Source organism: Bradyrhizobium sp. Kon56, assembly GCF_055807635.1.
Genome location: NZ_JBVVOU010000001.1, coordinates 455,044 through 478,102, shown reverse-complemented (window position 1 = coordinate 478,102; position 23,059 = coordinate 455,044). Strand labels below are relative to the sequence as shown.

Annotated in this window: 26 protein-coding genes; 8 read left to right on the top strand and 18 right to left on the bottom strand. The window is 61.4% G+C overall.

The window, feature by feature from the left end; genetic code table 11:
- The first annotated feature begins 222 nt into the window (after positions 1-222).
- The 4 genes from AC0L3B_RS02150 to AC0L3B_RS02135 all read left to right on the top strand — a co-directional run bounded on the left by AC0L3B_RS02150 (position 223) and on the right by AC0L3B_RS02135 (position 4,280).
- Positions 223-2,511 carry a transglycosylase domain-containing protein gene (locus AC0L3B_RS02150; protein WP_085352296.1) on the top strand — a complete coding sequence of 763 codons (2,289 nt, stop codon included), beginning with the start codon at positions 223-225 and terminating at the stop codon, positions 2,509-2,511.
- Positions 2,512-2,519: 8 nt separating this feature from the next.
- Positions 2,520-3,098 (top strand): DUF1214 domain-containing protein, encoded by a 579-nt coding sequence (locus AC0L3B_RS02145; RefSeq protein WP_018458537.1) that lies wholly within the window; start codon positions 2,520-2,522, stop codon positions 3,096-3,098.
- On the top strand, positions 3,095-3,679 hold the full coding sequence (locus AC0L3B_RS02140; protein ID WP_473379952.1) for a DUF1254 domain-containing protein: 585 nt from the start codon (positions 3,095-3,097) through the stop codon (positions 3,677-3,679). Before AC0L3B_RS02145 ends, AC0L3B_RS02140 begins: the two co-directional genes overlap by 4 nt.
- Positions 3,680-4,103: 424 nt before the next feature.
- Positions 4,104-4,280 (top strand): hypothetical protein, encoded by a 177-nt coding sequence (locus AC0L3B_RS02135; protein WP_018458535.1) that lies wholly within the window; start codon positions 4,104-4,106, stop codon positions 4,278-4,280.
- Positions 4,281-4,361: 81 nt separating this feature from the next.
- On the opposite strand, the gene AC0L3B_RS02130 is transcribed toward AC0L3B_RS02135, so the two are convergent.
- From AC0L3B_RS02130 to AC0L3B_RS02095, 8 genes are all read right to left on the bottom strand, one after another.
- Positions 4,362-5,264: a universal stress protein gene (locus tag AC0L3B_RS02130; protein ID WP_018458534.1), complete on the bottom strand. Its 903-nt coding sequence runs from the start codon at positions 5,262-5,264 to the stop codon at positions 4,362-4,364.
- Positions 5,265-5,517: 253 nt separating this feature from the next.
- Complete coding sequence (locus AC0L3B_RS02125; RefSeq protein WP_018458533.1) at positions 5,518-5,646, bottom strand: hypothetical protein; 129 nt, start codon at positions 5,644-5,646, stop codon at positions 5,518-5,520.
- 408 nt (positions 5,647-6,054) lie between these two features.
- A complete protein-coding gene (gene mnhG, locus AC0L3B_RS02120; RefSeq protein ID WP_018458532.1) occupies positions 6,055-6,405 on the bottom strand; it encodes a monovalent cation/H(+) antiporter subunit G in 351 nt (116 codons plus the stop codon).
- A complete protein-coding gene (locus AC0L3B_RS02115; protein WP_018458531.1) occupies positions 6,402-6,683 on the bottom strand; it encodes a K+/H+ antiporter subunit F in 282 nt (93 codons plus the stop codon). The genes mnhG and AC0L3B_RS02115 overlap by 4 nt, the downstream gene beginning before the upstream one ends.
- The gene (locus AC0L3B_RS02110) at positions 6,680-7,168 is read right to left on the bottom strand and encodes a Na+/H+ antiporter subunit E (protein ID WP_018458530.1); all 489 of its coding nucleotides are present in this window, start codon (positions 7,166-7,168) and stop codon (positions 6,680-6,682) included. The genes AC0L3B_RS02115 and AC0L3B_RS02110 overlap by 4 nt, the downstream gene beginning before the upstream one ends.
- Positions 7,165-8,796, bottom strand: coding sequence for a monovalent cation/H+ antiporter subunit D (locus AC0L3B_RS02105; RefSeq protein WP_018458529.1), 1,632 nt, complete (start codon positions 8,794-8,796; stop codon positions 7,165-7,167). The genes AC0L3B_RS02110 and AC0L3B_RS02105 overlap by 4 nt, the downstream gene beginning before the upstream one ends.
- Positions 8,793-9,134, bottom strand: coding sequence for a Na+/H+ antiporter subunit C (locus AC0L3B_RS02100; protein ID WP_018458528.1), 342 nt, complete (start codon positions 9,132-9,134; stop codon positions 8,793-8,795). Before AC0L3B_RS02100 ends, AC0L3B_RS02105 begins: the two co-directional genes overlap by 4 nt.
- Entirely contained in the window at positions 9,134-12,055 is a 2,922-nt protein-coding gene (locus tag AC0L3B_RS02095) for a monovalent cation/H+ antiporter subunit A (protein WP_018458527.1), read from the bottom strand. The genes AC0L3B_RS02100 and AC0L3B_RS02095 overlap by 1 nt, the downstream gene beginning before the upstream one ends.
- 797 nt (positions 12,056-12,852) lie before the next feature.
- Between AC0L3B_RS02095 and AC0L3B_RS02090 the strand changes: the two genes are divergently transcribed.
- The 3 genes from AC0L3B_RS02090 to AC0L3B_RS02080 all read left to right on the top strand — a co-directional run bounded on the left by AC0L3B_RS02090 (position 12,853) and on the right by AC0L3B_RS02080 (position 14,619).
- Positions 12,853-13,344, top strand: a complete 492-nt coding sequence (locus AC0L3B_RS02090) for a GreA/GreB family elongation factor (protein WP_018458525.1) — start codon at positions 12,853-12,855, stop codon at positions 13,342-13,344.
- Between the two features lie 9 nt (positions 13,345-13,353).
- Positions 13,354-13,767, top strand: a complete 414-nt coding sequence (gene rnk / locus AC0L3B_RS02085) for a nucleoside diphosphate kinase regulator (RefSeq protein ID WP_039800433.1) — start codon at positions 13,354-13,356, stop codon at positions 13,765-13,767.
- Positions 13,768-14,424: 657 nt separating this feature from the next.
- Positions 14,425-14,619: a hypothetical protein gene (locus AC0L3B_RS02080; protein ID WP_026233604.1), complete on the top strand. Its 195-nt coding sequence runs from the start codon at positions 14,425-14,427 to the stop codon at positions 14,617-14,619.
- A gap of 36 nt (positions 14,620-14,655) precedes the next feature.
- Here the strand turns inward: AC0L3B_RS02080 and AC0L3B_RS02075 are convergent, their stop codons facing one another.
- The 3 genes from AC0L3B_RS02075 to AC0L3B_RS02065 all read right to left on the bottom strand — a co-directional run bounded on the left by AC0L3B_RS02075 (position 14,656) and on the right by AC0L3B_RS02065 (position 17,701).
- Positions 14,656-15,051 carry a response regulator gene (locus AC0L3B_RS02075; RefSeq protein WP_085352290.1) on the bottom strand — a complete coding sequence of 132 codons (396 nt, stop codon included), beginning with the start codon at positions 15,049-15,051 and terminating at the stop codon, positions 14,656-14,658.
- A 263-nt stretch (positions 15,052-15,314) separates the two neighbouring features.
- Entirely contained in the window at positions 15,315-15,503 is a 189-nt protein-coding gene (locus tag AC0L3B_RS02070) for a hypothetical protein (RefSeq protein WP_018458521.1), read from the bottom strand.
- 236 nt (positions 15,504-15,739) lie between these two features.
- Positions 15,740-17,701, bottom strand: a complete 1,962-nt coding sequence (locus tag AC0L3B_RS02065) for a hybrid sensor histidine kinase/response regulator (protein ID WP_247300173.1) — start codon at positions 17,699-17,701, stop codon at positions 15,740-15,742.
- Between the two features lie 408 nt (positions 17,702-18,109).
- Between AC0L3B_RS02065 and AC0L3B_RS02060 the strand changes: the two genes are divergently transcribed.
- A complete protein-coding gene (locus AC0L3B_RS02060) occupies positions 18,110-18,370 on the top strand; it encodes a YjiS-like domain-containing protein (protein ID WP_083926524.1) in 261 nt (86 codons plus the stop codon).
- Between the two features lie 113 nt (positions 18,371-18,483).
- Here the strand turns inward: AC0L3B_RS02060 and AC0L3B_RS02055 are convergent, their stop codons facing one another.
- The 7 genes from AC0L3B_RS02055 to AC0L3B_RS02025 all read right to left on the bottom strand — a co-directional run bounded on the left by AC0L3B_RS02055 (position 18,484) and on the right by AC0L3B_RS02025 (position 22,847).
- Positions 18,484-18,999 (bottom strand): GlcG/HbpS family heme-binding protein, encoded by a 516-nt coding sequence (locus AC0L3B_RS02055; RefSeq protein WP_473379951.1) that lies wholly within the window; start codon positions 18,997-18,999, stop codon positions 18,484-18,486.
- Between the two features lie 14 nt (positions 19,000-19,013).
- Positions 19,014-19,607 (bottom strand): hypothetical protein, encoded by a 594-nt coding sequence (locus AC0L3B_RS02050; RefSeq protein WP_039800453.1) that lies wholly within the window; start codon positions 19,605-19,607, stop codon positions 19,014-19,016.
- A 238-nt stretch (positions 19,608-19,845) separates the two neighbouring features.
- Entirely contained in the window at positions 19,846-20,595 is a 750-nt protein-coding gene (locus tag AC0L3B_RS02045; RefSeq protein ID WP_018458517.1) for a sulfite exporter TauE/SafE family protein, read from the bottom strand.
- Positions 20,596-20,685: 90 nt separating this feature from the next.
- Positions 20,686-20,820, bottom strand: coding sequence for a hypothetical protein (locus AC0L3B_RS02040; protein ID WP_018458516.1), 135 nt, complete (start codon positions 20,818-20,820; stop codon positions 20,686-20,688).
- 403 nt (positions 20,821-21,223) lie between these two features.
- The gene (locus AC0L3B_RS02035) at positions 21,224-21,535 is read right to left on the bottom strand and encodes a conotoxin (protein WP_240543400.1); all 312 of its coding nucleotides are present in this window, start codon (positions 21,533-21,535) and stop codon (positions 21,224-21,226) included.
- Between the two features lie 153 nt (positions 21,536-21,688).
- Positions 21,689-22,597, bottom strand: a complete 909-nt coding sequence (locus AC0L3B_RS02030) for a DUF1259 domain-containing protein (protein WP_018458514.1) — start codon at positions 22,595-22,597, stop codon at positions 21,689-21,691.
- Between the two features lie 16 nt (positions 22,598-22,613).
- A complete protein-coding gene (locus AC0L3B_RS02025) occupies positions 22,614-22,847 on the bottom strand; it encodes a hypothetical protein (RefSeq protein WP_026233600.1) in 234 nt (77 codons plus the stop codon).
- Positions 22,848-23,059 lie beyond the last annotated feature (212 nt).

Below are 23,059 nucleotides of genomic sequence, written 5' to 3'. Positions count from 1 at the left end.
GCCCGCGTGAGGCCCGTAATGAACCGGGGTCAATTAGGCCTGTTGTTCAAAATCGCAAGCGTGACCATTGGTTTATAGGCCCTGCTCGGCTAGAAGGAACAGCGAGTCCCCACCGTCGCTGGCCGGGCGCCTTGGGTTTGCCGCAACACTCCCGCAAGACGTCTCGATGCCGCCCCCGGCCGGGTGCTTGAACGCTTTCGAACCAAGCCGCAAGGGTTCTAGGTGCGCCAGATCATACCACCGCATTGGAAGGCCCGGATCCGGAATTTCTTCCTGGACCTCGATGCGCGCATCGACTCCTCGCTGTTCTCCTCGGCCAAGGGCATCCGCGAGCTCTACGAGCGCTACTCGACCTTCATGGACCGCTTCTATGTCGGGCGTTGGAAGCGCTGGGTGTTCATCGAGCCGCTGTCGGAGGCCGCGACGCTGGGCCTCGGCGGCCTGGTTGTGATGCTGACCCTCGCCATCCCCGCCTTCCGCGAGACCGCGGACGAGGACTGGCTGAAGAAGTCCGACCTCGCGGTGACCTTCCTCGACCGCTACGGCAACCCGATCGGCAGCCGCGGCATCAAGCACAACGATTCGATCCCGTTGGAAGATTTTCCGGACGTGCTGATCAAGGCGACGCTCGCGACCGAGGACCGCCGCTTCTACGAGCATTTCGGCATCGACATCGCCGGCACCGCGCGCGCGCTCGTCACCAACGCCCAGGCCGGCGGCGTCCGCCAGGGCGGCTCTTCGATCACCCAGCAGCTCGCCAAGAACCTGTTCCTGAGCAACGAGCGCACCATCGAGCGCAAGGTCAACGAAGCCTTCCTCGCGGTCTGGCTGGAATGGCGCCTGACCAAGAACGAGATCCTCAAACTGTATCTCGACCGCGCCTATATGGGCGGCGGCACCTTCGGCGTCGACGGCGCCGCGCATTTCTACTTCAACAAGTCGGCACGTGACGTGACGCTCGCCGAAGCCGCGATGCTCGCCGGCCTGTTCAAGGCGCCGACCAAATACGCGCCCCACATCAACCTGCCCGCCGCCCGCGCCCGCGCCAATGTCGTTCTCGACAATCTCGTCGACGCCGGCTTCATGACCGAGGGCCAGGTGTTCGGCGCCCGCCGCAACCCCGCCTTCGCGGTCGACCGCCGCTACGAGGCGTCGCCGAATTATTATCTCGACTACGCCTTCGACGAGATGCGCAAGCTGGTCGACACCTTCCCGAAATCCTACACTGAGCGCGTCTTCGTGGTCCGGCTCGCGATCGACACCAACGTGCAGAAGGCGGCGGAGGACGCGGTCGAGAACCAGCTGCGCCAGTTCGGCCGCGACTATCACGCGACGCAGGCCGCGACCGTCGTCTCCGATCTCGACGGCGGCATCCGCGCCATGGTCGGCGGCCGCGACTACGGCGCCAGCCAGTTCAACCGCGCCACCGACGCCTATCGCCAGCCGGGCTCGTCGTTCAAGCCTTACGTCTACACCACCGCGCTCCTCAACGGCTTCACGCCGAATTCGATCGTGGTCGACGGCCCGGTCTGCATCGGCAATTGGTGCCCGCAGAACTATGGCCATTCCTATTCCGGCGCGGTGACACTGACGCAGGCGATCACGCGCTCGATCAACGTTGTACCCGTCAAGCTGTCGATCGCGATCGGCCAGAAGGAGCAGCCGAAGGCGCCGAACCCGGCCAAGATCGGCCGCGCCAAGATCGTCGAGGTCGCGCGCCGCTTCGGCCTCAAGGCACCGCTGCCCGACACGCCGTCGCTGCCGATCGGCTCGGACGAAGTCACCGTGCTCGAGCACGCGGTGGCGTACGCGACTTTCCCCAACCGCGGCAAGGCAGTGACGCCGCATTCCGTGCTGGAAGTGCGCACCGGCGCGGGCGATCCGGTCTGGCGCTGGGACCGCGACGGGCCGAAGCCGCGCCAGGCGATTCCCGCCTCCGTAGCCGCCGACATGGCCGGCATGATGAGCCACGTCGTCAGCGAAGGCACCGCGCGCCGCGCAGCCCTCGACGGCATTCCGACCGCGGGCAAGACCGGCACGACGAATGCGTATCGCGACGCCTGGTTCGTCGGCTACACCGGCAATTTCACCTGCGCGGTCTGGTACGGCAATGACGACTATTCGCCGACCAACCGCATGACCGGCGGCTCGCTGCCGGCGCAGACCTGGCACGACATCATGCTCGCGGCGCATCAGGGCGTCGAGGTCCGGGAGATCGCCGGTATCGGCATGGGCCAGAAGCTGCCGCCCGAGCGGATCACCAACGCACAGGCCAATGCGGCGCCGAAGGTGCTGGAGACCAAGCCCGGTCCGCCGCCCGTATTGACCAAGCGCGGCGCCGACGTTTTGGTGCGCGTCGAGAAGCTGCTGGATGACGCGGCCAGGACCGCGGCCAAAGCGGCCGCCACCGACCCCAAGCAAGCCAAACCGGCATCGTCCACGAGCGCGCTCGCCTTCCCGCAGAACTATGCGGAAGAGAATGCGAACGCATCCGCCCCGCGCAAGAACTGACCGAACAAGTGCGGCTGATCCTGATCACATTGACGGCCCTTCTGCTCGCAACCGTGGTGGGCGTCGGCGCGACCTGGATGACGACGACGCGCGGCACCGAGATCGGCGCGCTGACCATCGGCCCCTGGACCGCGCGTCCGCGCACCGGCACCGCCGACGTCGATCCCTATTCGCGCGCCACCATCGTGCGCAACGGCGAGCTGCCTATCGGCACCGGCGACGGCGTCGCCTTCACCGCCACCGCCGACGACAAGAAGAAGGTGCTCGACGGCCGCTGCGACGTCGTGGTCTCCGGCGTGACACCGCCGGCACGGTTCTGGACGCTGACGCTCTATGACCGCAAGGGTCATCTCGTTCCCAATTCGCTGCAGCGCTACGGCTTCACCAGCCAGGAGATCGTGCGGCAGTCCGACGGCTCGTTCGAGATCCGCATCGCCTCGCGCTCGCGCGCTGGCAACTGGCTGCCGACTGGCGGCATCGAACGCTACACGCTGATGCTGCGGCTCTACGACACCCCGGTCGGCGTTGCCACGCGCACCCAGCGCGACGCGCCGATGCCCACGATCACGACGGCGGGCTGCTCATGATCCGGCTGTTGTTCACCATCGTTGCCGGCGTGGTGCTGGGCCTCGTGGTCCATCTCGTCAGCGTGCTGGCGTTGCCGCGGATCGCGACCCAGGACGCCTATTCGCGGCTGACGCCGATGACGAAACTCAACGCCGTCACGCAGCTTCCGCTCGCCGATCCGCAGACCTCGCCGATGCCGTTCATGGACCCGGCCTTTGCGCTCGCGATCTGCCGCTACGATCTGTCGAACGGGCCGATCAAGCTGACGGTCCCCGTCAGCCAGGCCTACACGTCGGTGTCGTTCTACACCCGCAACGAGATCGCCTACTACGCCATCAACGACCGCTCGGCCGGCAAGAAGGTGATCGAGCTCGACCTGATGACCGAGCCGCAGCACAACGAGCTGCCCGAAGACGAAGAGATCACCGCCGCCGACCGCCTGATCATCGATTCCCCCAGCACCACCGGCCTGATCGTGATGAGGGCGCTCGCCCCCGAGCCCGGCCTGATGCCGCAAGCGCAGTCAACCCTCGCTGCCGCGAGCTGCGGACCGCAGACCGAGCCGCCGGCCAAGGCGGAAGCACCGCGCGGACGGCGCTGAGGTGCGGCTTCGGCGGCGCAAAAACAAAAAAACGAAAAACAACCCCATGCACAGTAGCGGGGGTATTGAAATCATTAGCCATTTTGATTGCACCAACTAGGCGTTTGCCGAACCGATACATCCCTGCCCGTCGTGCTGTTCAGCTTTGACACGTCGGGCAAAACACTGGCAGAATGGCATCATCGAAAGTTCACCCGCGCGGAGCAATCCGCCGCGGGTTTTTTCATGCCGGAGCGCAGGTGCCATGATCGAGAAACACTATTGTCCCCCGTGCGGGCGGGACTAGCGACGCTGATGTCCCGAGCACCGGTCTGTTACTTCAAGATCCGTGCTGATTCCAAATCCTCAATTCCGCTCGGTTTGGCGTCAACTGTTCCCGATCACGGACGGCCGGTCACCAAGTGCTAAACGCGGAGATTGAGCAATGCCAAAGCATGACGAAACATCGAAGCAGCGGGAGAAGCGGGAACTCGACGAGGAATTGGACCGGCAATTGCAGCAAACCTTTCCGGCCAGCGATCCGCTGAAGATCACGCGGGGCTCAACCAAACCACAAGCAGCAAAGCCGGCTGCGCGCGACAGCGAACGACGGCGCCGCTAGTCTATCGATCAGCCGACAGAGCGGGAGCCGTGGTCTCGCGGAAAGAAGGGTTCGCCGGCGAGCGATGAGCCGCGGTACGCGTCACGCCTTCGGGTCGGTGCCGATCAGCGGATTTGACATTGTGCGTTCAGAGCCGGCGGGAGGAACAACGAGAACGTCCACACTCAACGAACGCAGGACTTCTTCCGTTACGCTCCCGATCAAGGCCCGAACCAATCCAGATCGCCCGTGCGTCCCCATCACCAGCATGTCAGGCTGCCTCTCCGAAACAGCACGGGTGATGACCTGCATGGGCCCGCCCTCGCCGACCTGGAGAGACCATCGTTGCGTGCCGAGCTTGTTCGCCACCAGAAACTTCGTCAGCTCCTCCGTTGCCTTCAGACGCTCGCTATCGACATATCCGCTGATGACGGCCGCGCTCGCACCGGAGCGGACCAATCGCGCTTTCGTCATCGGCGAGAAGGCGTGAAGGATCGTTGTTGCGCCCTGTGTCAAGAGTCCGGTGGACAGCCCCACGCGGATTGCATCGGCGGATGTATCCGACATATCGACCGGCACCAGAGCGCGTTCATAGCGCCGCTGCGCCTCGTTGTTCACCATCAGAACCGGATACCTTCCTCCGCGAATTACACGCTCGATTGTGGTGCCTGTGAAGATGTCGCGCAGAAACTGCTTACGATGGGCTCCCATTACAACGAGATCCGCGTCGGCTGCTGCAGCCGCTCGCAATATCCCGTCAAAGGGATGGCCCTTGACCACGATCGGGTAGCACTGAACGTTTTGCAGCTCCGGCATGGATGCGATCTGCTCAACCAGCACCCGCTGTGCCTCACGCTCTTCGATGCGGATCAGCTCGGCTGGCTGATCCTCGTCGACGACATGAACAAGGTGCAGAGTTGCATCAGGGGAGCGCGCCAGGAGGCCGGCCTGCCGCAAAGCGCGATTGGACCGCGTCGAGAAATCTGTCGCAGCGACGATATTCATGTCAGAATCCTTACAATTGCGAACGGCCGCCGGCCCGATGGCCTGCCAAGCTCGACCAGCGCGGCAATTCGGTTGCCTTGCGGAGGGCCTATGACGCTGTTGCCTGCCAGCTTCGTTCGTCCGGTTTGGCCTGGACCGACGATCTGGAGCCGAGAAGCAACCAAGCATCGCGCCCCGCGAACATGCGGCGCACGATATCTTTCTCGCTCATAAGCAACTGTTGTACGCGGTGACGGAGGTGAACCTCCCAACGTCACCTTTTAGGATCGTGAGGAATTGGCGCTCGGCGGCGAGCGAATGCCTCGCGGAAGCCATCGGGATCTGAAATCCAGATGAACATGACCCATGAGGTCAGGACGAGCAGCGCGAAGAACACCGACATGAGAAACTCCCGGCTTTGGTTGCAGAAATGTTGAGGTACCATCCCGGACGATCTGAATCGTCCGGGTTACCGGCGGATCTGCAGCTGGGTCCTATAAATCCGGCGTCGTAGCGTTGTAGTCATCACTGCCTCTGTTTGCGGTGCGGCTCGCTTGCGAGCGGCATGTGCATTGCTCGCTCTGCCGGGCACCGAGCTTCCAGCCCTCGCGAACGCGGCATGGACTGAGTTCGGGGCTGATTGCCTCCGATCAGGCGGCCAACATGCAAAGACTTCGGCGAACTCGCCTACTACTCAGCGTCATGCATCATGTACTTAGAGGTGGGCATGCGATGCAGGAAATCAAATGCGACATTTAGCCTGGATTGACCGACTGGCCGGTCAAGGAACCAAAAAATCGCGCGTCTCGCGCTAATTGCCCTCTGGTCCGCGAACTTGCGCACTCTTTTCGGCGGTATCGCGAAATCGCGCTGCGCCCACCAATACGGTCAGCGCAATAGGCGTGGTTACCACGCCAAGCCCGATGATCAGGATTTCGTGCAGCACGGGCCTGCTCTGAAGTACCGAAAAGCAAACGATTGAAGCAGCTGCAATGAATACGGTGCCCAGCGTTGTCCCGAGCGTCGGCGCGTGGACCCGCTCGTAGAATGTGCCGAACCGCAAAAGGCCCAGCGAACCGACCAGTGTGGCGGCGGCGCCGACAAGAAGGAGAAATGCCGTGAGAGCCGCAGCCCAGGGCGGCAGGTGTTCGATGCCGTTCATTCCATCACCTCGCCGCGCAGCAGAAACTTCGCTAGCGCAACCGTACCAACAAAACCGAAGAGGGCCATGGCCAGAGCCGCCTCGAAATAGAGCGTTTCGCCGGATCGAATCCCGAACGTCAGAAGCAATAACATCGCGTTCACGGACAGCGTGTCGAAACCCAGAACGCGATCCTGTGCTCGCGGCCCCCGAAAGATGCGAGCCGCGCCACAGCCGATAGCCAACACCAGAAGTACCTGTGCGGCGACAAGCGCGTAGATCAGCAAGAGCTGGCTCATTCGAATATCTCCAGCAGATGGCGTTCGTAGCGCTGCTTGATCGTGCGGATCCACTCGGCTTCATCGACCAGGTCGAGAACATGGATCATCAACAAGCCCTTCTGTGCATCGAAATTCACCCACAGCGTTCCGGGCGTCGAGGTGATGATGCAAGCCAACATGGCCAGTCCGTAGGGATTGCGCATGTCGAGCGGAATGTTCACGAACCCGGATTTTCGCTGCCGGCGCCCAAAGCCGAGAATGATCCGGCCAACCGCCAAGTTGGAGCGGATGATATCAATCGCTACCAATCCCAACAGGCGGAGAAGGACGCCGGGTCGCCTGACGTGCGTGCTTGGCAGCTCCAGCACGGTGAGGATCCGCCCGCCGACGAGCGCGATCACACAACCGAGGAGGACATGTCCGACCGTGACTGCTTGATTGAGCAGCAGCCACAATGCGAGAAGACAGAAGCTCACCCGCGGAAAGGGCAGGAATCGCGTCATTCGCCACCCGCCTTTCGGCTGCCTTGGACGCTGATCTCCAGGACGTCGCTGACGTAGCCCGCCGGGGCGTGCAGCGATTGCGCCGTTGCCTGCATGAAACGCATCACCGGACCGGCGAGCACTGTCTGGGTCGCGCAAATGATCAACAGGAACATGATGGGCGCCATTTCGATCAGGCGCACACGCGGCACGGTGCGATCTGGCGAGGCCCAGAAGGAGCGGATACCTGCTCGGGTCAGCGCGACCAACGCCGCAAAACTGGACACGAGGAGCGCCAACAGGAGCGCCCATCCACTGCCGGGAACGGCACCGCCCGGATGCATGTCTGAAGGATGAAGCGCCGCCGTCAGCAGCGCGAATTTGGCTATGAACCCCGACAGCGGCGGAAGCCCGGCGATGACCAGGGCGCATCCGATAAAGGCGACGCCGAGCAATCCCATCGTGGCCACAATGGCCATGCCGACTTCCTCTTCGGTATCGTCCGCACCGTGGTCTTCTCCGTAAGCTTCTCGCGTGACGGCGATCACGTCAGCTCCGGGTTCGCGGCCGCGCTCGATGAGTTCGGCCAGAAGGAAGAACGCGCTGATGCCGAGAGTCGAGCTGACCAGGTAAAACAGTGCTCCGCCGGCGACACTGACTTGCCCGGTCCCGGTGGCTGCCAGCACGGTTCCGGAGGATACGAGCACCGAAAAGCCGCCGAGACGGGCGGTGTCCTGGGATGCCAATGTGCCGATTGCTCCGAAGGCGATCGTCGCCACCCCGCCCCACAACAGCCAGTCACTGCCGAAGCCCGCTGACGCGCCGCTGCCCTCACCGAAAAGCAACAGCGATAGACGCAGGATGATATATACGCCGACCTTGGTCATGATCGCAAAGATCGACGCCACCGGTGGACTCGCAGATGCGTAGGCCGTCGGCAGCCAGAAACACAGAGGCCACATGCCGGCCTTGAGCAGGAAGGCCACGGCCAGCATGCCGGCGCCTGCTTCGAGCAAACCGCGGCTCTCCGCAGCGATTGCAGGTATCCGCGCCGAGAGGTCCGCCATATTGAGCGTCCCGGTGACGCCATAGATCAGGCTGACCCCGATCAGGAACAATAGAGACGCGACCAGATTCACGACGATGTAGTGCAACCCGGCCTTCACCCGTGCAAGACCGGAACCATGCAGCAGAAGTCCGTACGAAGCGGCCAGCAACAACTCGAAGAAGACAAACAGGTTGAAGAGATCGCCGGTCAGGAAGGCACCATTGAGGCCCATCAACAGAAATTGAAAGAGCGGATGAAAATGCGCGCCTGTCCGGTGCCAACGGGCAAGAGAGAACACAACCGACGCCAACGCCAGGATGCTGGTCAGGAGCAGCATGAGCGCGGAGAGCCGATCGAGAACGAGGACAATTCCGAACGGAGCAGGCCAATCGCCCAGGCGATAGACTTCCCTGATTCCGGGGTGACCCGAATCAGACATTCCGAGCAAGATCACCGCGACGCAAACGAGTGCAACCGTTGCGGCGACATTGACCGCAGCCACGATGTTGCGGTGCCGCTCTCCATTCAAGAGCAGCATGCCTGCGCCGGCAAGCAGGGGCAGGACGATAGGCGCAACGACGAGATTTGCGATTCCGCTCACGCCTCGGGCTCCTGACCATCGACGTGATCGGTGCGAGCCAGGCCGCGCGACGCGAGGAGAACGACAAGGAACAACGCCGTCGTCGCAAAACTGATGACGATTGCAGTCAGTACGAGCGCCTGTGGTAGCGGGTCAGCATGTTTCGTTGCATCCCCGATCTCCTTTGCGATCAGCACCGGCGCTCCCGTCCGCACCCGTCCCATGGCCACGATGAAGAGATTGACGGCGTAAGAGAGCAACGAAAGCCCGATGATGACTTGAAACGTGCGCGGCCTGAGGATCAGCCACACTCCGGACGCCGTAAGCGCACCTATGCCGATGGCCAGGCTAAGCTCCATTACACCAACTCCTCTTTCGCTCGCTCATCGTGCGCGCGTTGCCCCGCCTGGAGCGGCACGCCATAGCGACGCAGCGATTGATGCGCGATTGCGATGAGCATCAATACCGTGGCGCCGACGACGAGCGAGAACACACCGATATCGAAGAGAAGAGCGCTGGCCGTGGGGACGCGACCGAGCAGAGGCAGTTCGGCATATGCAAAGTACGAGGTCAGGAAGGGGTGTCCGAAAACGCAGGCGGCAGCTCCCGCACACCCTGCCAGCAAGAGGCCGAAACCCATCCAACGCACCGGCATGACGTGAAGACGAGCTTCCACCCACACCGTGCCGCGAGCCATATACTGCAGGATGAATGCTGTTGCCATGGCGATGCCGGCGATGAAGCCGCCGCCCGGAAGGTCGTGCCCGCGCAAGAGAAGGAAAATGGCCACGACGCCGATCACGGGAAACAGCAGCCCCATCATCAATGCCGCGGTAGCAAGCGTGTCTTTGGCAGTGTCGCCCTTCTGTCGATCGGGATGAGCCTCGTCGTGGGCATCCTGGGCATGCTGCTGTTCGGGAACGGGAATGCTTTCGGGGGCCGGACGGAAACGGCGCAAAAGCGCAAAGACGGTCAGTGCGACGACCGCAAGCACGGTGATCTCGCCGAGCGTATCGAACCCGCGAAAATCCACCAGGATGACGTTCACCACGTTGGTTCCGCCCCCCTTCGTGTAGGCGTTTTCCACGAAGTATCGCGAAATGCTGTGGTTGTCCGGGAGCTGCATGGCCGCCAGCGCAAGCGTGCCCAAACCGAGCCCGGCGAGGAGCGCGATGGAGAAATCGCGAACGCGGTGCCACCGAATGCTGTCGGGCGCCTCTGCCGGGCCTGGTCGCGCGATGCGTTTCGGCAGCCACCGCAAGCCGAGCAACAGGAGAACCGTCGTAACCGTCTCAACGACGATCTGCGTCAGCGCGACATCGGGAGCGGATAACCAGACGAAGCTGACGCAGGTGACGAGACCCGCGGTCCCGAGCAGTATCAGCGCCACCACCCGATGAAATTTGGCCTGGACCGCGGCCGCCACCGCGCAGCCAACGCCCACCACCCAGAGTAGTCCAAAGACGAGGTCGAATTCCCTCCTTGACGGTCCCGTCAGCGAGAGGCCGCGGGCGTAGAGGGGCAGCAGAGCAGCGACGAACGCCACGCCAGCCAACAGTCTCAATTGTGGTTGGAGACGCCTCGTGCCGAGATTGGTGGCGAGCCATCGCGCAAACCGCCAGGACAATGTCACCAACACCCAGTCAAAGATCCGCTTGCCATTGATGCGACCGAGCAAGGGCGGTCCCTCATGCGCGAGCAGGTAGGAGCGCAGCATGACGTAGACGCCCAACCCACCGGCCATCGCTACGATGCTCATCAGAAGTTCAGGCGTAATTCCGTGCCAGAGACGAAGGCTGTACTCCGGCATCGCGGAGCCGAGAACCGCCCGGGCAGCCGTATCGAGGATCGGCGCCACTGTGAGAGCCGGCGCGACACCGACGATGAGGCATGCCAGCACGAGCAGTTCGGCCGGAAGTCGCATCAACAGGGGCGGCTCATGTGGAACGCGTGGCAAGCCGGTTGGAGCCGGGCCGAAGAACACGTCGCGAATGAAGCGCAGCGAATAGGCAACCGTGAACGTGCTGGCGAGAGTGACGATGTACGGCAGCGCCTGATCGACGAGGGAATTGTCATGGACCTCGATCGTCTCGGCAAAAAACATTTCCTTCGACAGAAAACCATTCAGCAACGGCACTCCCGCCATTGCCGCGGCAGCCACCATGGCCAGCGTCGCCGTAATCGGCATGAAGGCCCATAGCCCGCTAAGGCGGCGGATGTCGCGCGTGCCGGTTTCGTGATCGATGATGCCGGCCGCCATGAACAGCGATGCCTTGAAGGTCGCGTGGTTCATGATATGGAAAATCGCCGCGATCTGTCCGAATGGGGTATCGAGTCCGGTCAAAAGCGTGATCAATCCGAGATGGCTGATCGTCGAGTAGGCCAATAGCCCCTTCAGATCCTGCTGGAACACGGCGAGAAAGGCGCCCAGAAAAAACGTGATCAGGCCGATCGAGCCCACCAGCCACAGCCATTCATTCGTTCCACCCATTGCCGGCCAGAGCCGCACTAGAAGGAACACTCCGGCCTTCACCATTGTTGCCGAATGGAGATAAGCTGAAACGGGAGTTGGAGCGGCCATCGCGTGCGGCAGCCAGAAATGAAACGGGAACTGGGCGCTTTTTGTGAGAGCGCCGAGAAGGATCAGAACGAGTGCGGGGACATAAAGCGCGTGCGAACGGATCGCGTTTCCGGAAGCCAGCACCTGCTCCAGGTCATAGCTGCCGACGATGTGCCCGATGAGCAGCACGCCGGCGAAGAGGCAAAGCCCACCCGTCGACGTGATCACCAGCGCCATCCGCGCGCCGTCTCTCGCCGCCGCGTTGTGGTGCCAGTAACTGATCAGCAGGAATGAAAAGAGACTGGTCAGCTCCCAGAAAAAAACCAGTTGGAGCAGGTTGCCGGAGAGCACGATTCCCAGCATTGCTCCCATGAAGGCGAGCAGCAGGGAGAAGAACCGCGGAACGGGATCACTGGGTGACATGTAGTACCGGGCATACAGCACCACCAGAAAACCGATGCCGGTGATCAGCATGGCGAAGGCCCATGCGAACCCGTCAAGCCTCAGCACAAATGCGAGTCCAAGTTCAGCGACCCAGTCCGTTCGCCACCCGACAACGCCACCATTCGTCACGTTCGGATAAGCCGCGCCGATGAGGCAAAAAGCTGTAAGTGCGACCGCTCCAGCGAGCCATGCCTCAGCGTTGCGTGCATTGACCCGCAAGAGTGCCGCAATAAAGCTTCCCGCGAAAGGAAGGACGAGAACGGCAAGCAGGAACATTTGCGTTCATTGCCCCAGGCTGCGAGGTGGAGAGATGCTTTCGCTGATCCTCAATTGCTTAGCCGAGGCGGATCGATATCTCCACTGCTAGATTTTAGCGCCATTGTGATGGTTTGGCCGGAAACCGCCATTCCCGCGGACACTGGCTCCGCGATCGAGCGGTTCAGATCCAGTGTGGAAGGGTGCCAGTCGCGGCGGCAACGACGGCGGCGAGAGCGCCCAGCAACGCACAGAATCCGCAGAGCGCGATCCCCCGCCAGCCACTCATCTCGACCGGCTCGGTGTCCTCAGCTGGGCTGACCTCGAAGCGGTATCGCATGTCATGGCGCCCGTTCAGTGTTCCATCGCCAGGTGCAAGCGATCGATGCCGACTATAATAATGGTTCTGTAGAACTACGGCTCACATTCACGTCAAACCGCCGCCCGGGGCCTACCGGTGCGACAAGAGCGTTCGCCTGCAGCAACGTCAGCCTGTCCATCCCACGCGATGTAATCTTCGACGCACGTTCTTGCGCAGCTGGGTAGACCCGCGTGATTGTTCGATGTCTCACTTCAATGACGCTCCTTGTCTCCTCTCGATATTTCGCGTGTACAGGTGCTGTGCGGTTTCGTCGCAATGTTTCCAGTGAAATGAACCACTATAGTCAGAGCAACATGGCTTATGACATCGACATTGATGCGCGCACCGCGCGTTTTGCTCTTCACGCCGGTCGCCTCCAAGCAGGCGGTTAGCCGGACGGTGTTCGCGCCGTCCGGGCTCTTTTCCAGCTTTCGTGACCTCCACTCGAGAGGTCGTCTTGAAGCAGAAGGAGTGCGCCGTGCTGCCTCTTCCGAAAATCGCACTGACCTCATCAGACTATCCGCGGCTCGAACAGCTCGCCCGCCTCGCCGTCCAAAAAGGAGATTTGGACGGGATATTCCTCATGGGCGAAATCAACCGCGCCGATATCGTCGCGGACGAAACGGACAACGTCCGTCCTTTCGTGACGATCGGATCATGGGTCACCCATTGCACGAATTGGGGCGTTCCGCGTCGCACCGTGCAACTGGTCTGGCCCGAGGAGTGCTGGTCGGATCCCGCCTGCATTTCGGTGTTGACCCCGCTGGGTACAGCTTTGATCGGACTGCGGGTCGGCGATCAGATGCCGTACTTCGTCGCCGGATGTCTGAATGTCGTCAGGGTCCAAAGCCTGACCCCATCGGATTCAAAGGTCGTCCCATTCTTCCGGAGAGGGCCGACGCGGTCAGGCAACCCGTTCGATGACGACCCCGGACCAACTGCAGCATAGGAGCGACCAATGCGCAATTTCGAAGCTGAGAGCCGGCGAGAACAGTCGGCGTTGCCGCCGATCAAGATTACTGAGGACGAATCACGGCGCCTCAGTTCCTTGGCCAATTCGAGCATGGATCTGTTTCCGCGAGTGGCCCATTTTCTGGCTCGAGAGATGGAACGTGCCACGGTGACGGACGAGAACAACTTGCGAGGCGTGATCAGGATGGGATCGAAAGTGACCTATCGCGATGACGAGACGGGTGCGAGCCGAGAGATCGTGCTGGTCTATCCGCATGAGGCAAACATCGAGCTCAGTCGGATTTCGGTCCTGACGCCTGTTGGAGCGGCTTTGATCGGCCTATCGCCGGGGCAGCGGATCGACTTCGAGACGCCCCACAAGCGCACCAGGGGCCTGACCGTTCTCGCTGTGTCCGAATAAGGCACGTACGTTAAGTCAGACCGAGCATCGCCGTCTTGCGATGTGGGCGCGTAGTCCCGGGGGCGTCGCGCCCGGATCTGGCCCTTTCGTATGAATTCGACAGCGCACACGCCTTGGTTTCGTAGCGCTGTGGATCACCGGGCCTCTCACTATTGCAGGACTGGTCGCCCAACGACTCTGCGCGGCTTCGATCCATCATAGCGAGTTTGCAACGCGGTGTGTCCCCGGAGGACCGGGGCTCAGGGGGTCATGAAGTCCTTCACGAGGACGTCTCAAGTCGCGGCCGTGCGGTTGATCTACACACTCGCTCTTTGGAAAAGACAGGAACATTCCTGCGATTGCCAAGTTTTCCCGATGCCCTTCCCCAAGGGCGACCCCGAGTGGCCCCAGCTCCATGCCCCCCAATAGCCCCGCGAGCTGGGGCCCGTTTTTTTCTCGAAATTTGGGCTGATAACCGGGAACCAAGAACCACCTCTTTAGTTGGGCATCATTCGGAACCGCGCTCCAATAACGTGGTGCCGACACACGAAGGACCTCAGCTGGCCCAGCCCCGAGCTGAAGCCCTTCTTGTGTCGTGCGCGCATTTTTAAGCCGAATTCGGAACGAATATTCGACCCTTGAATCATTCCACGTCAGCTAAGTGTCGGATGTCCAACCGTGTCGCGCTTAAATCAGTTCGCCCGTGAGGCCGCAGCGGCATTGCTGCGCATGGCAAAAACAACAAAAAATCCCACGGTCGCTGCTGGCTTGGTCCAGCGTGCGGCAGACCTGAAAGACCGCACTGGCGAGCTTCCTGCCATTGATGTCGAGGCCATGGCCGAAGAGCCGCCCAAGCCCTTGACGAAGAACTAAGGCTGCCTCGGTCGGAGAAGGCTTCGTCCACTCCCCTCAGGACTGAGCGGGCGGAGTTCCGGTATTCAGAAGTTGAGCTACGGCGGTCACGATTTGCGCAGGTGCAAATGGCTTGGTCAGCAAGATGCTGTTGGGCACGCCGTGGGCGGGCCATTGATCGGCCGCCGCGCCTGTCATGTAAATCACAGAGATGTCCGGATTTAGCTCCCTGGCGCGATGGCCGACTTGCCAGCCATCGAGCTTTCCGAACAAATTTATATCGGTAACGAGTGCGCGATACTTGGTTTGGTTGCCCTGCAGAAGACTAACTGCATCCTCCCCGCTGACGGCGACTTCGGCTTCAAAGCCGCCATCTGACAATGCGTCGGCCACCATGTCGCGGATAAGCTGTTCGTCTTCGACGACGAGGATAGTAACTCCCGTCCCTTGCATGCTGGCCCCTGCGCACCCCGCTGTGCGATCGGGAAGGAACTCGCGATAAAGAGTTATGTTCCATTTTGAACACAGGGAGCAAGGGTCCCCCGCCCAACGGATGTCAGCTCGACTTCGGGAGTGCAGCTTCTTGCGCAACTTCCCGATCAATTCGCGAAAGCCCGCGACATACTCTTGGAGGATGCGTCACCGGGCCTCGTCGCCCTCGCTGACCAGCCGCACGGCCGCAGGCGGCCCTGATCCAGATCGATCTTTTAACTCTCTCAGGGCTGCGGCGGGTCTTCTGGCGGGCTTGGTGGCGGCAGTCCGTATTCCAAGGCGCGCTTTGCCGCCAGCTTTCTGTAAGCCGCGGCCTGGTTCAACAGCTGAGTTTTGAAGGTCGAATCCTGCTCGCCCGCCGCCAATTTCTCCAGACCGACGGCACGCTCCAGGTATTCGTTCAACAGTTTCATCGCCGCCCCCGGCTTTTTTCGGACCCTTAAAAATCTCACGGCGCGAAAAAAGGTCAAGCGGGGAAGTCCGGCTACCGATCCACTCCCTCAGGGTGAGCGCAGTATGGGAATCCTGGTGCCCGTTGAGGCACCAGGCAGTCAGGGAAGGGATGACGGCTAAGGCCCCAGAGAACGGACGGTGCTACGGTGGCCGCCGCCGGCCAGCGGTCAGGATAGTACCGCTGGTCAGACCCTGGTCATTCAAACTGATCCAGAATCTCTCGCACCTTCAGCGCCAGTTTTGCTTGCGAGATTGGCTTCTCCAGCAGGTTGACACCTTCATCAAGCCTTCCCTGATGGACCACGGCATTACGCGAATAGCCCGTCATGTACAGGATCTTCAGTCCCGGTCTAATTTGATGCGCGCGCCTGCCGAGTTCGCGACCATTGATCCCCGGCATGACCACGTCAGTGAGAAGAAGGTCCACCTTCGAGTCGTCTTGCAGGAGAATGGTCAGAGCGGCCTGAGCGCTGCGGGCCGAGAGGACGCGATAGTTGAGATCCCGCAGGACGTCAGAAATATAGACGCGCAGATCCTCATCGTCCTCGACGACGAGAACGGTCTCGGATAGCTCACCCTCGGCAATTTCCTCAGGTGCGATTTCTTCGGGCCGTGTGCTTCCGGAGAAGCGCGGAAAGTACATCTTGATGGTGGTGCCCTGCCCCACCTCGCTGTAGATTTTTGCGTGGCCTCCGGATTGCTTGACGAAGCCGTAGACCTGGCTCAGGCCAAGGCCGGTGCCGTGGCCCGGCTCCTTTGTCGTAAAGAAGGGCTCAAAAGCGTGACTGAGAACGTCGCGCGACATTCCGCCTCCGGTGTCAGTCACGCAAATGGCGACGTACTGACCGGGCGCCAGTTCAGGATTGAGCCGGCAGTAATCATCGTCGGCGGAGATGTTGGCTGCTTCCAAAGTCAGCTTTCCGCCGTCGGGCATGGCGTCACGAGCGTTGATTGCCAGGTTGACGATGGCTGACTCCAGATGATTGGCGTCGGCTTCGATTTCCCAAAGACCCGCACTTCCGACGGTCTGGACTTCGATGCGCTCTCCGAGCGTGCGCTGAAGGAATTCCTGCAGGCCATTGACGTAGTTGTTTACGTTGATTGGCTTGGGATCGAGCGCTTGTCGGCGCGAAAATGCCAACAAGCGACTGGTTAACGCCGCGGCTCTCTGTGCGCCGCGCTTCGCGTTTGCGAGCGCCCGGTTCAGATTGGCTCCGGGCGCCTTGGCGTGCCGCTCAGCTGTTTCGAGATTGCCAAGGACGATCATGAGCAGATTGTTGAAGTCGTGCGCGATGCCACCGCTGAGTTGCCCCACCGCTTCCAGCTTTTGGGATGCGGCGAGTTGCTCCTGAACGTGCTTGAGCTCGTCCTCGGCGCGCTTCCGGTCCGTAACGTCGCGCGTGACTTTGGCAAACCCGACGATGTTTCCGGCCTCGTCCGTGATGCGATCGATGATGACCGACGCCCAGAAGCGGGAGCCGTCTTTTCGCAAACGCCAGCCTTCCGCCTCGAAGCGACCATGCTCCGCCGCCTCTGAAAGCGCACGCTTGGGCACACCGAGTTCGATGTCTTCGGGCGTGTAAAAAGCGCTAAAATGCTGACCGATGATCTCCGGCGGCGCGTAGCCCTTGATCCGCTCTGCTCCGGGATTCCAGGTTGTCACGTTGCCCAGTGGGTCGAGCTGAAAGATCGCGTAATCGACCACGGCCTCGATTAGCTGGCGATAGCGCCGCTCACTATTGAGAAGCTCTTCATGGGCTTCCTGACGTTCGGTAACATCTCGCGTGACCTTGGCGAAGCCGATCACTTCGCCGGCTTGATTGCGGACGGCATCGATGATGACGGATGCCCAGAAACGGCTTCCGTCCTTGCGGACTCTCCATCCTTCGGCGCTGAAGCGGCCTTCTCGTGCTGCGACGCTCAAGGCGCGCTCTGGAAGCCCATTGGTGCGATCATCTGGCGTATAGAAGGATGCGAACGACTTGCCGATGATTTCGTCGGGCGAGTAGCCCTTCAACCGCTGGGCACCGGAATTCCAGCTGCGGACTGTGCCGTCGAGGTCGATCATGTAGATGGCGTAATCAACGATTGCGTCGATGAGCAGTTGAAGGCGCGCAGTATCGTCGATCCCGTCAAGTTTTGACTGATGGGCTTGCAAATGGTCGACTCCGGTGTCGGGGGAGACCGTTTAACCGCGAAGTCTTTTTATTGTTCCGTGGTGCTGCTTCGTGCGTTGCATGCCTCTGTCGGAATCTGGATCTCAGTTGCACCACTGAGGGAGCGAGGATCTTAACCATCAGGCGGCGCTCCGATCAGTGCTCCTCGGTCGGATACACTCATTTGCAGGGTGTGATGCTTCGCGTTGCGGTCAGCTTGATCCAGTGGACGGGCGGCGCCGAACGTTCCTTTCAGCATGACCGGCACTCCAGCGACGCCTCCAGCTTCCAGATCAGCGGATCGCTTGTGCGGCAGAGACGAGCATGATAGAAAAGGCCATCGGGTCAAACACAACCGCCCGACCAGCTTTCGAGCCAAGCGTTGTTTCGCTCCATTATGGAGGTGAAACATGTCTTGCGACAGCACCACTGGCTCAATCGGCACATCCAGCGCAGCCTTCGTTCCTTCTCCAAGCCCTGCATGGTTCTGGAAACTCACGCTCGCGCTGCTGGACGGCATCACACGGCGCCGCCAATACGACGAGCTTCTCGAACTGGATGACCGGCTTCTCGCGGACATCGGCTTGTCGAGAACAATCGTTGGGGAAGCTCGACGGTGTTACTTCTCAGGTTGGCGCGACAAATCGGATATTGTCGATTCCTGTCGGTGAGCGCCCCACACCTGCGCGTGCGAAGGCGGCGCGTCTGCTTGTCCCTGTGGATCAGACGGCCGCCAGGCTCGTGAAAGGCCGAAGGACTTTTTGACCGCGATCTTGACGTCTTCTCAGAAGTCCAGCTTGTCGCGTATGGCATCAATTCCGGCTTTCGCGCACGCTTCGTCCGCGTCACCGCCCGGCGCGCCGGACACGCCGACCGCTCCGACCAGGGAGCCGCCGGCTTCAACGATCAGTCCTCCGGCAATGACGACCGCTCCGGGAAGGTTGCGAATGCCCGCCTGCATCATCCCCGGCTGGCTGATCGCATTGAGCTCGGTCGTGCTGGTCTTGAACGAGGCTGCTGTCCACGCCTTGCCTGCTGCCGTCGAGGGCGTGTGAGGGCCTGCAAAGCGATCGCGCAACATCACTTGCGTGACGCCGAAGCGATCGACGACGGCAACTGCAACCTGGTATCCACGGGTGCGGCAGTTCGCCAACGCAGCGCGCGCAAGATCGAGCGCCAGTTCTGGACCGAGCGATTTGTAGGCGACCAGACCTTCCTCCGCCCGTACTGGGCAGATGGACGCAATCAGCAGGGCCGTCGCGACCGACAGGCATCGAACGTTTATGGCAATCTCCGGCATAGGTGACCAAAGGCCTATTTGCTCTCACCATATGTCAGATCATCGAACAGGGTCACGCTATCTGCCTTGGTCCACAGGCCGATCATGCCCGCGTCCGGAATGGTGGCGTCTTCCACCTCGAACAATTGCTTTCCGTCATAGCTCACCTTGAACCGACTTCCTGCAAAGTCGCAGCGCAGCAGGTGCCATTGCCCGGACGACACCGGCGCGCTGACGCCATAGCCGCCTCTGCGACCCACGATCTCGAGCGACATTCGAACGCCATTGATCGTCTTGTAGAGAACGACATTGTCCTCCAGCGCGTTAGCCCGGACCACGTAGTAATTGTCGGCATCCTTCGCACGCCAAATGACTCCCGCGGCGCGATCCTCGGAGCCGGCAACGGCCTTGAATTTCACCTCGACGAAGCCGTCACGGATGGACGTATCGCGCTTGATGGCGAGGGGAAACGTCGCCCGTCCGGATTGCTTGAGAACGTTCGGCTTGCTTGGCGCCGTAGCCTCGGCCTCGACGGTCCATTTCGGCTGTCCCTTGCCGGTCATCGTCAAAGTCCACCCGTCGGGCGAAGTTCCGACAGCAGCGCTGTCGAAATTCAGGGTCTCGGCCATGGCATTTCCTCCCATCAACAAAGCCAGCATGGATGGCAGCGCAAGCCTGGCCCATGCAGAAGATTGAATTCGCGCGCGGCCTGCCGCGCTCGATCTGCACTCATCACTCATCGGAGAATGCGAGGAGGCCCCCGTGAAGACGCGGCGCGTCTTCGGATCGAACGCGGCGTGATCGAAATCGCTGTTCAGTCCGTTCGGGATGGCGATGGCGCCCAGTCGCTTCAATAGCATGATGCCCTTATCGATCAGCGGAAAAAGGGAGGGTCGAGACGACCAGCGAGAGCCCCGCCAACAGCAACAGTGCCAACACAGCCTTGCGAAAGGTCTCGTCCTGGATGGTCCCGAACATCTTGAAGCCGGACCAAAGGCCGGCGACCATGAAGGGAACGCCCAACGCGTACAGCACCAGTGTTTCCCTGGTAATGGAGCCGGCCGCTGCCTGGGACAAGGAGATGACCACGAAGGCGATGAACAGCACCGGCTGAAACACGGCCCGCTGCAAATCCTTCGGCCAACCGCGCCATTGGCACGATATCGTGGAGATCACGCCGCCGAGCCCCGTCAACCCGCCAAGCATCCCATTCGAGATGCCTATTGCGATGTCTGCTCCGGTGCCGATTCTCATGGGCGCGAACACAGGGCGCGCCAAGCCGTAAATGGAGTAAATCATCAACAACACACCGACTCCGAACCTCAGATAGAGGGGATTGAGATAGACGAGAATTTCAACGCCAATCGGAATGCCGATGACTGTTCCAAGCGCGAGAGGCCATGCCTTGCGCAGATCCAGGACATGTCGCAGCCTATAAATGCCGTAGCCTTGGGTGAGCAGACCGTACCCCGCGATCAAAGTGGCGGTCTGGATCGGCGTGATGATGTGCAGCCAGACACCAGAGACGACCAGGCCCATCGCGAAGCCAGAGAAGCCGCTGACGAAGCCACCGGCAAGGGCGGCAAGAGCAAAGATAGCGAAGCCAAGTGCGTCCATATGATCGTCCCCGGATCGAGGTGGCGAGCGCTTGGATGGGACTCCATCTCACGGGGAGGTCTCGGTATCCCCGAATCGTCAGTTGTTATGTCAGATGCTTCGCTCGCCCATCGAATAGCTTCGAAGCGTGCCGTCCTGGTCGTAGACGAAGCGATAATGGACTTCGTCCGACATGCCGCGGATTCGACTCGGGTCGCACGACAGCGGCTTCATGACGTAGGTCATGGCAGTCCTCCGTTGAGATCACGGATGAATTTCGAGTTGGATGGTTCACGATCGCTGCCCGCCCGGCAGAGTCCGTCGGCACGGTGATCCCACCGCCGACAGCGAGGCCCTGGCGGGCGCGAGACGGATAAAGCGGCTTGGAGAGGGGATCGGAAAACGGAAGACATGCAGCGTCCTTGTCGAAACCGGGACGCGATTCTTGGGCATGTCGCCTCGCGGGGAGATCGCTTCCCCGTGAGGCAAATATTACGCGCCGGTCGAATTTGTCAATGCCGTCGAAGCTTTGTTTCTAACCACTAGACGGCGCGGATCCGACCAAGCTTCTCGTCACCTGCTGGTGCTCGTGATCGTGTCACCCATATATGTCGCTGTCGGCTTGGACCGCAGAGGATTCGATTTTGTCTCAACGACGCTCGGCGTTGTCTGGCCGGGCCCGCCAATCACGTCCCACCGTTTGATGATCCTGATCCGATTGATTGGCTCGGCCGGCGCGATCGCCATCGGTGCCGCCTTGCGCCTTCCAATCACGTTCGATCTTAACGTCTTCGGCGTTCTTCCTGTCTTGGTCTCGGGCCTGTTCAGCTTGCTCGGGAGTTCGATCCGGCTGCACCGGAACGGTCGCCTGCGCCTGACGTGCAGGAGCCGTCTCGTCGGCGCGTGAGGGACTGAGCGTACAAGACAGTAATACTGCCGCGGTGATCACTAGGACACGCATGCCTACCTCCTCCGTTCGTAGAACGGTAACGACCGATACAAGCTTGGGTTCGGAACGGTCGGAGCCGTTTCAGTGCTGCAATGCGATACTTGCGCGTGAATTTGGCCGGCTCGCATTTCACCGAACCTCTTCGCGCGCAGCTCCCGCCTCGCATCAGCTCTTCGTGCTCGCCGTCTTGTCGAGCGCCGCGCGGAGGCCTTCGGCAAGCTTGACGGCATCGTCGTTGGCCCAGAAGTGCATGAAGAAGAGCCGAGGCTGTTCGTCCAGCATGTGGCTGTGCAGCGCGGTCACCTCGATGCCGTGCGTCCGAAGAGCGAGGATGACCTGGTTCACTTCGTCGCTGGTCAGCACGAAGTCGCCCGTGATGGCCGCCCTACCCGCGCCCGTCGGCTGGAAGTTGATGGCGATTGCGACACCCATGGCGGCGACGGGCGTCAACAGCATGCCGTCCTCCGTGATGGGGTCGCGCCGCTTCACGTTGAACTGGTAGACGCCGCCGTTCGCCTGCCCCTTGACGCCGATGATCTGGTCGAGCTTCGCCGTGTCGAGGTCGATGGCGGGCGGCGGATTCGCCGGCGCCGTGACCGTCAGCGGGGTCTTGCTTTCGGCCAGGGCATCATGGATCGCCGCGGCCAGCTTGACCGGGTCGCCATGTCCGGCGACGTGCATGTAGAACGTCGCCGGGCTCGCACGCAGCAGATGATTGTGCACGGCGGTGATCTCGAGCCCGCTCGCGATCATCTTCGCCATCACCGGATTGATCTCGGTTTCGAGCAGCACAAGATCGCCCATGACCATGGCGCCGCCATGCGCAGGCTTGAACGCGATCCAGCCACCGAGCGCCAGCGCCGGCTTGATCGCGACGCCGTCCAATGTCACGGAGAGATCGGTGCGGGGAAAGCCGAAACGGCGGACGTCGTCCGAGACGGCGGGCTTGCGGCCCAGGGTCTCGTCCACCTTCTGCCAGTCGGCATCCTGGGCATATGCCGGGATGAAGGGGCCGAAGCGAAATGCAAGAAGGCAGACGCCAATGCCGACCACGGCCCAGATGATTCTTTTCATCGTGCTACTCCTCGGCTTAGTTTCGCTCTTTAACCCGACCACTGCTGTCGACGACCAGCGTCACCGCCTTGCCGTTCTTCACCGCCTTGGCGGTGACGCCTTCAGCCGTCGACTTGATATCGCTGACTTGCGCGTAGCCGGCCGCCTGGATCTTGGCGACCAACTCCTCCTGTGTCAGAGCGTGCGCGCTCGACAGCACGCCCGCGATCGCAAGCAACAGGACCGTGCGGAAGATTGCTCGTGTTCGCATGATCATTCTCCTGGTCTTGTCCTGCCCCAAGTGAAGTCCGTTTCGCGATCTTCCCCTACTCGGTGCCAACACGGCGCAACAGGCCGCGGGCATCAATGCGCACAGCGATGCGACCGGCGCGGACGCCGTGCCGAGAAATCGAGCCAGTCTGCTGGATGCAATCGAGGAAAGTATGATGACATGGTGCGCCCTTGGTGATCAGGACGCGATGC

Excerpts from the sequence above, each read along its gene's own strand:
- AC0L3B_RS02140 (WP_473379952.1), top strand. The coding sequence starts at position 3,095 with ATGATCCGGCTGTTGTTCACCATCGTTGCCGGCGTGGTGCTGGGCCTC.
- AC0L3B_RS02135 (WP_018458535.1), top strand. The coding sequence starts at position 4,104 with ATGCCAAAGCATGACGAAACATCGAAGCAGCGGGAGAAGCGGGAACTC.
- AC0L3B_RS02130 (WP_018458534.1), bottom strand. The coding sequence starts at position 5,264 with ATGAATATCGTCGCTGCGACAGATTTCTCGACGCGGTCCAATCGCGCT.
- AC0L3B_RS02125 (WP_018458533.1), bottom strand. The coding sequence starts at position 5,646 with ATGTCGGTGTTCTTCGCGCTGCTCGTCCTGACCTCATGGGTCATGTTC.
- mnhG (WP_018458532.1), bottom strand. The coding sequence starts at position 6,405 with ATGAACGGCATCGAACACCTGCCGCCCTGGGCTGCGGCTCTCACGGCA.
- AC0L3B_RS02115 (WP_018458531.1), bottom strand. The coding sequence starts at position 6,683 with ATGAGCCAGCTCTTGCTGATCTACGCGCTTGTCGCCGCACAGGTACTT.
- AC0L3B_RS02110 (WP_018458530.1), bottom strand. The coding sequence starts at position 7,168 with ATGACGCGATTCCTGCCCTTTCCGCGGGTGAGCTTCTGTCTTCTCGCA.
- AC0L3B_RS02100 (WP_018458528.1), bottom strand. The coding sequence starts at position 9,134 with ATGGAGCTTAGCCTGGCCATCGGCATAGGTGCGCTTACGGCGTCCGGA.
- AC0L3B_RS02095 (WP_018458527.1), bottom strand. The coding sequence starts at position 12,055 with ATGTTCCTGCTTGCCGTTCTCGTCCTTCCTTTCGCGGGAAGCTTTATT.
- rnk (WP_039800433.1), top strand. The coding sequence starts at position 13,354 with ATGCGCAATTTCGAAGCTGAGAGCCGGCGAGAACAGTCGGCGTTGCCG.
- AC0L3B_RS02075 (WP_085352290.1), bottom strand. The coding sequence starts at position 15,051 with ATGCAAGGGACGGGAGTTACTATCCTCGTCGTCGAAGACGAACAGCTT.
- AC0L3B_RS02070 (WP_018458521.1), bottom strand. The coding sequence starts at position 15,503 with ATGAAACTGTTGAACGAATACCTGGAGCGTGCCGTCGGTCTGGAGAAA.
- AC0L3B_RS02060 (WP_083926524.1), top strand. The coding sequence starts at position 18,110 with ATGTCTTGCGACAGCACCACTGGCTCAATCGGCACATCCAGCGCAGCC.
- AC0L3B_RS02055 (WP_473379951.1), bottom strand. The coding sequence starts at position 18,999 with ATGCCGGAGATTGCCATAAACGTTCGATGCCTGTCGGTCGCGACGGCC.
- AC0L3B_RS02050 (WP_039800453.1), bottom strand. The coding sequence starts at position 19,607 with ATGGCCGAGACCCTGAATTTCGACAGCGCTGCTGTCGGAACTTCGCCC.
- AC0L3B_RS02045 (WP_018458517.1), bottom strand. The coding sequence starts at position 20,595 with ATGGACGCACTTGGCTTCGCTATCTTTGCTCTTGCCGCCCTTGCCGGT.
- AC0L3B_RS02040 (WP_018458516.1), bottom strand. The coding sequence starts at position 20,820 with ATGACCTACGTCATGAAGCCGCTGTCGTGCGACCCGAGTCGAATCCGC.
- AC0L3B_RS02035 (WP_240543400.1), bottom strand. The coding sequence starts at position 21,535 with ATGCGTGTCCTAGTGATCACCGCGGCAGTATTACTGTCTTGTACGCTC.
- AC0L3B_RS02030 (WP_018458514.1), bottom strand. The coding sequence starts at position 22,597 with ATGAAAAGAATCATCTGGGCCGTGGTCGGCATTGGCGTCTGCCTTCTT.
- AC0L3B_RS02025 (WP_026233600.1), bottom strand. The coding sequence starts at position 22,847 with ATGCGAACACGAGCAATCTTCCGCACGGTCCTGTTGCTTGCGATCGCG.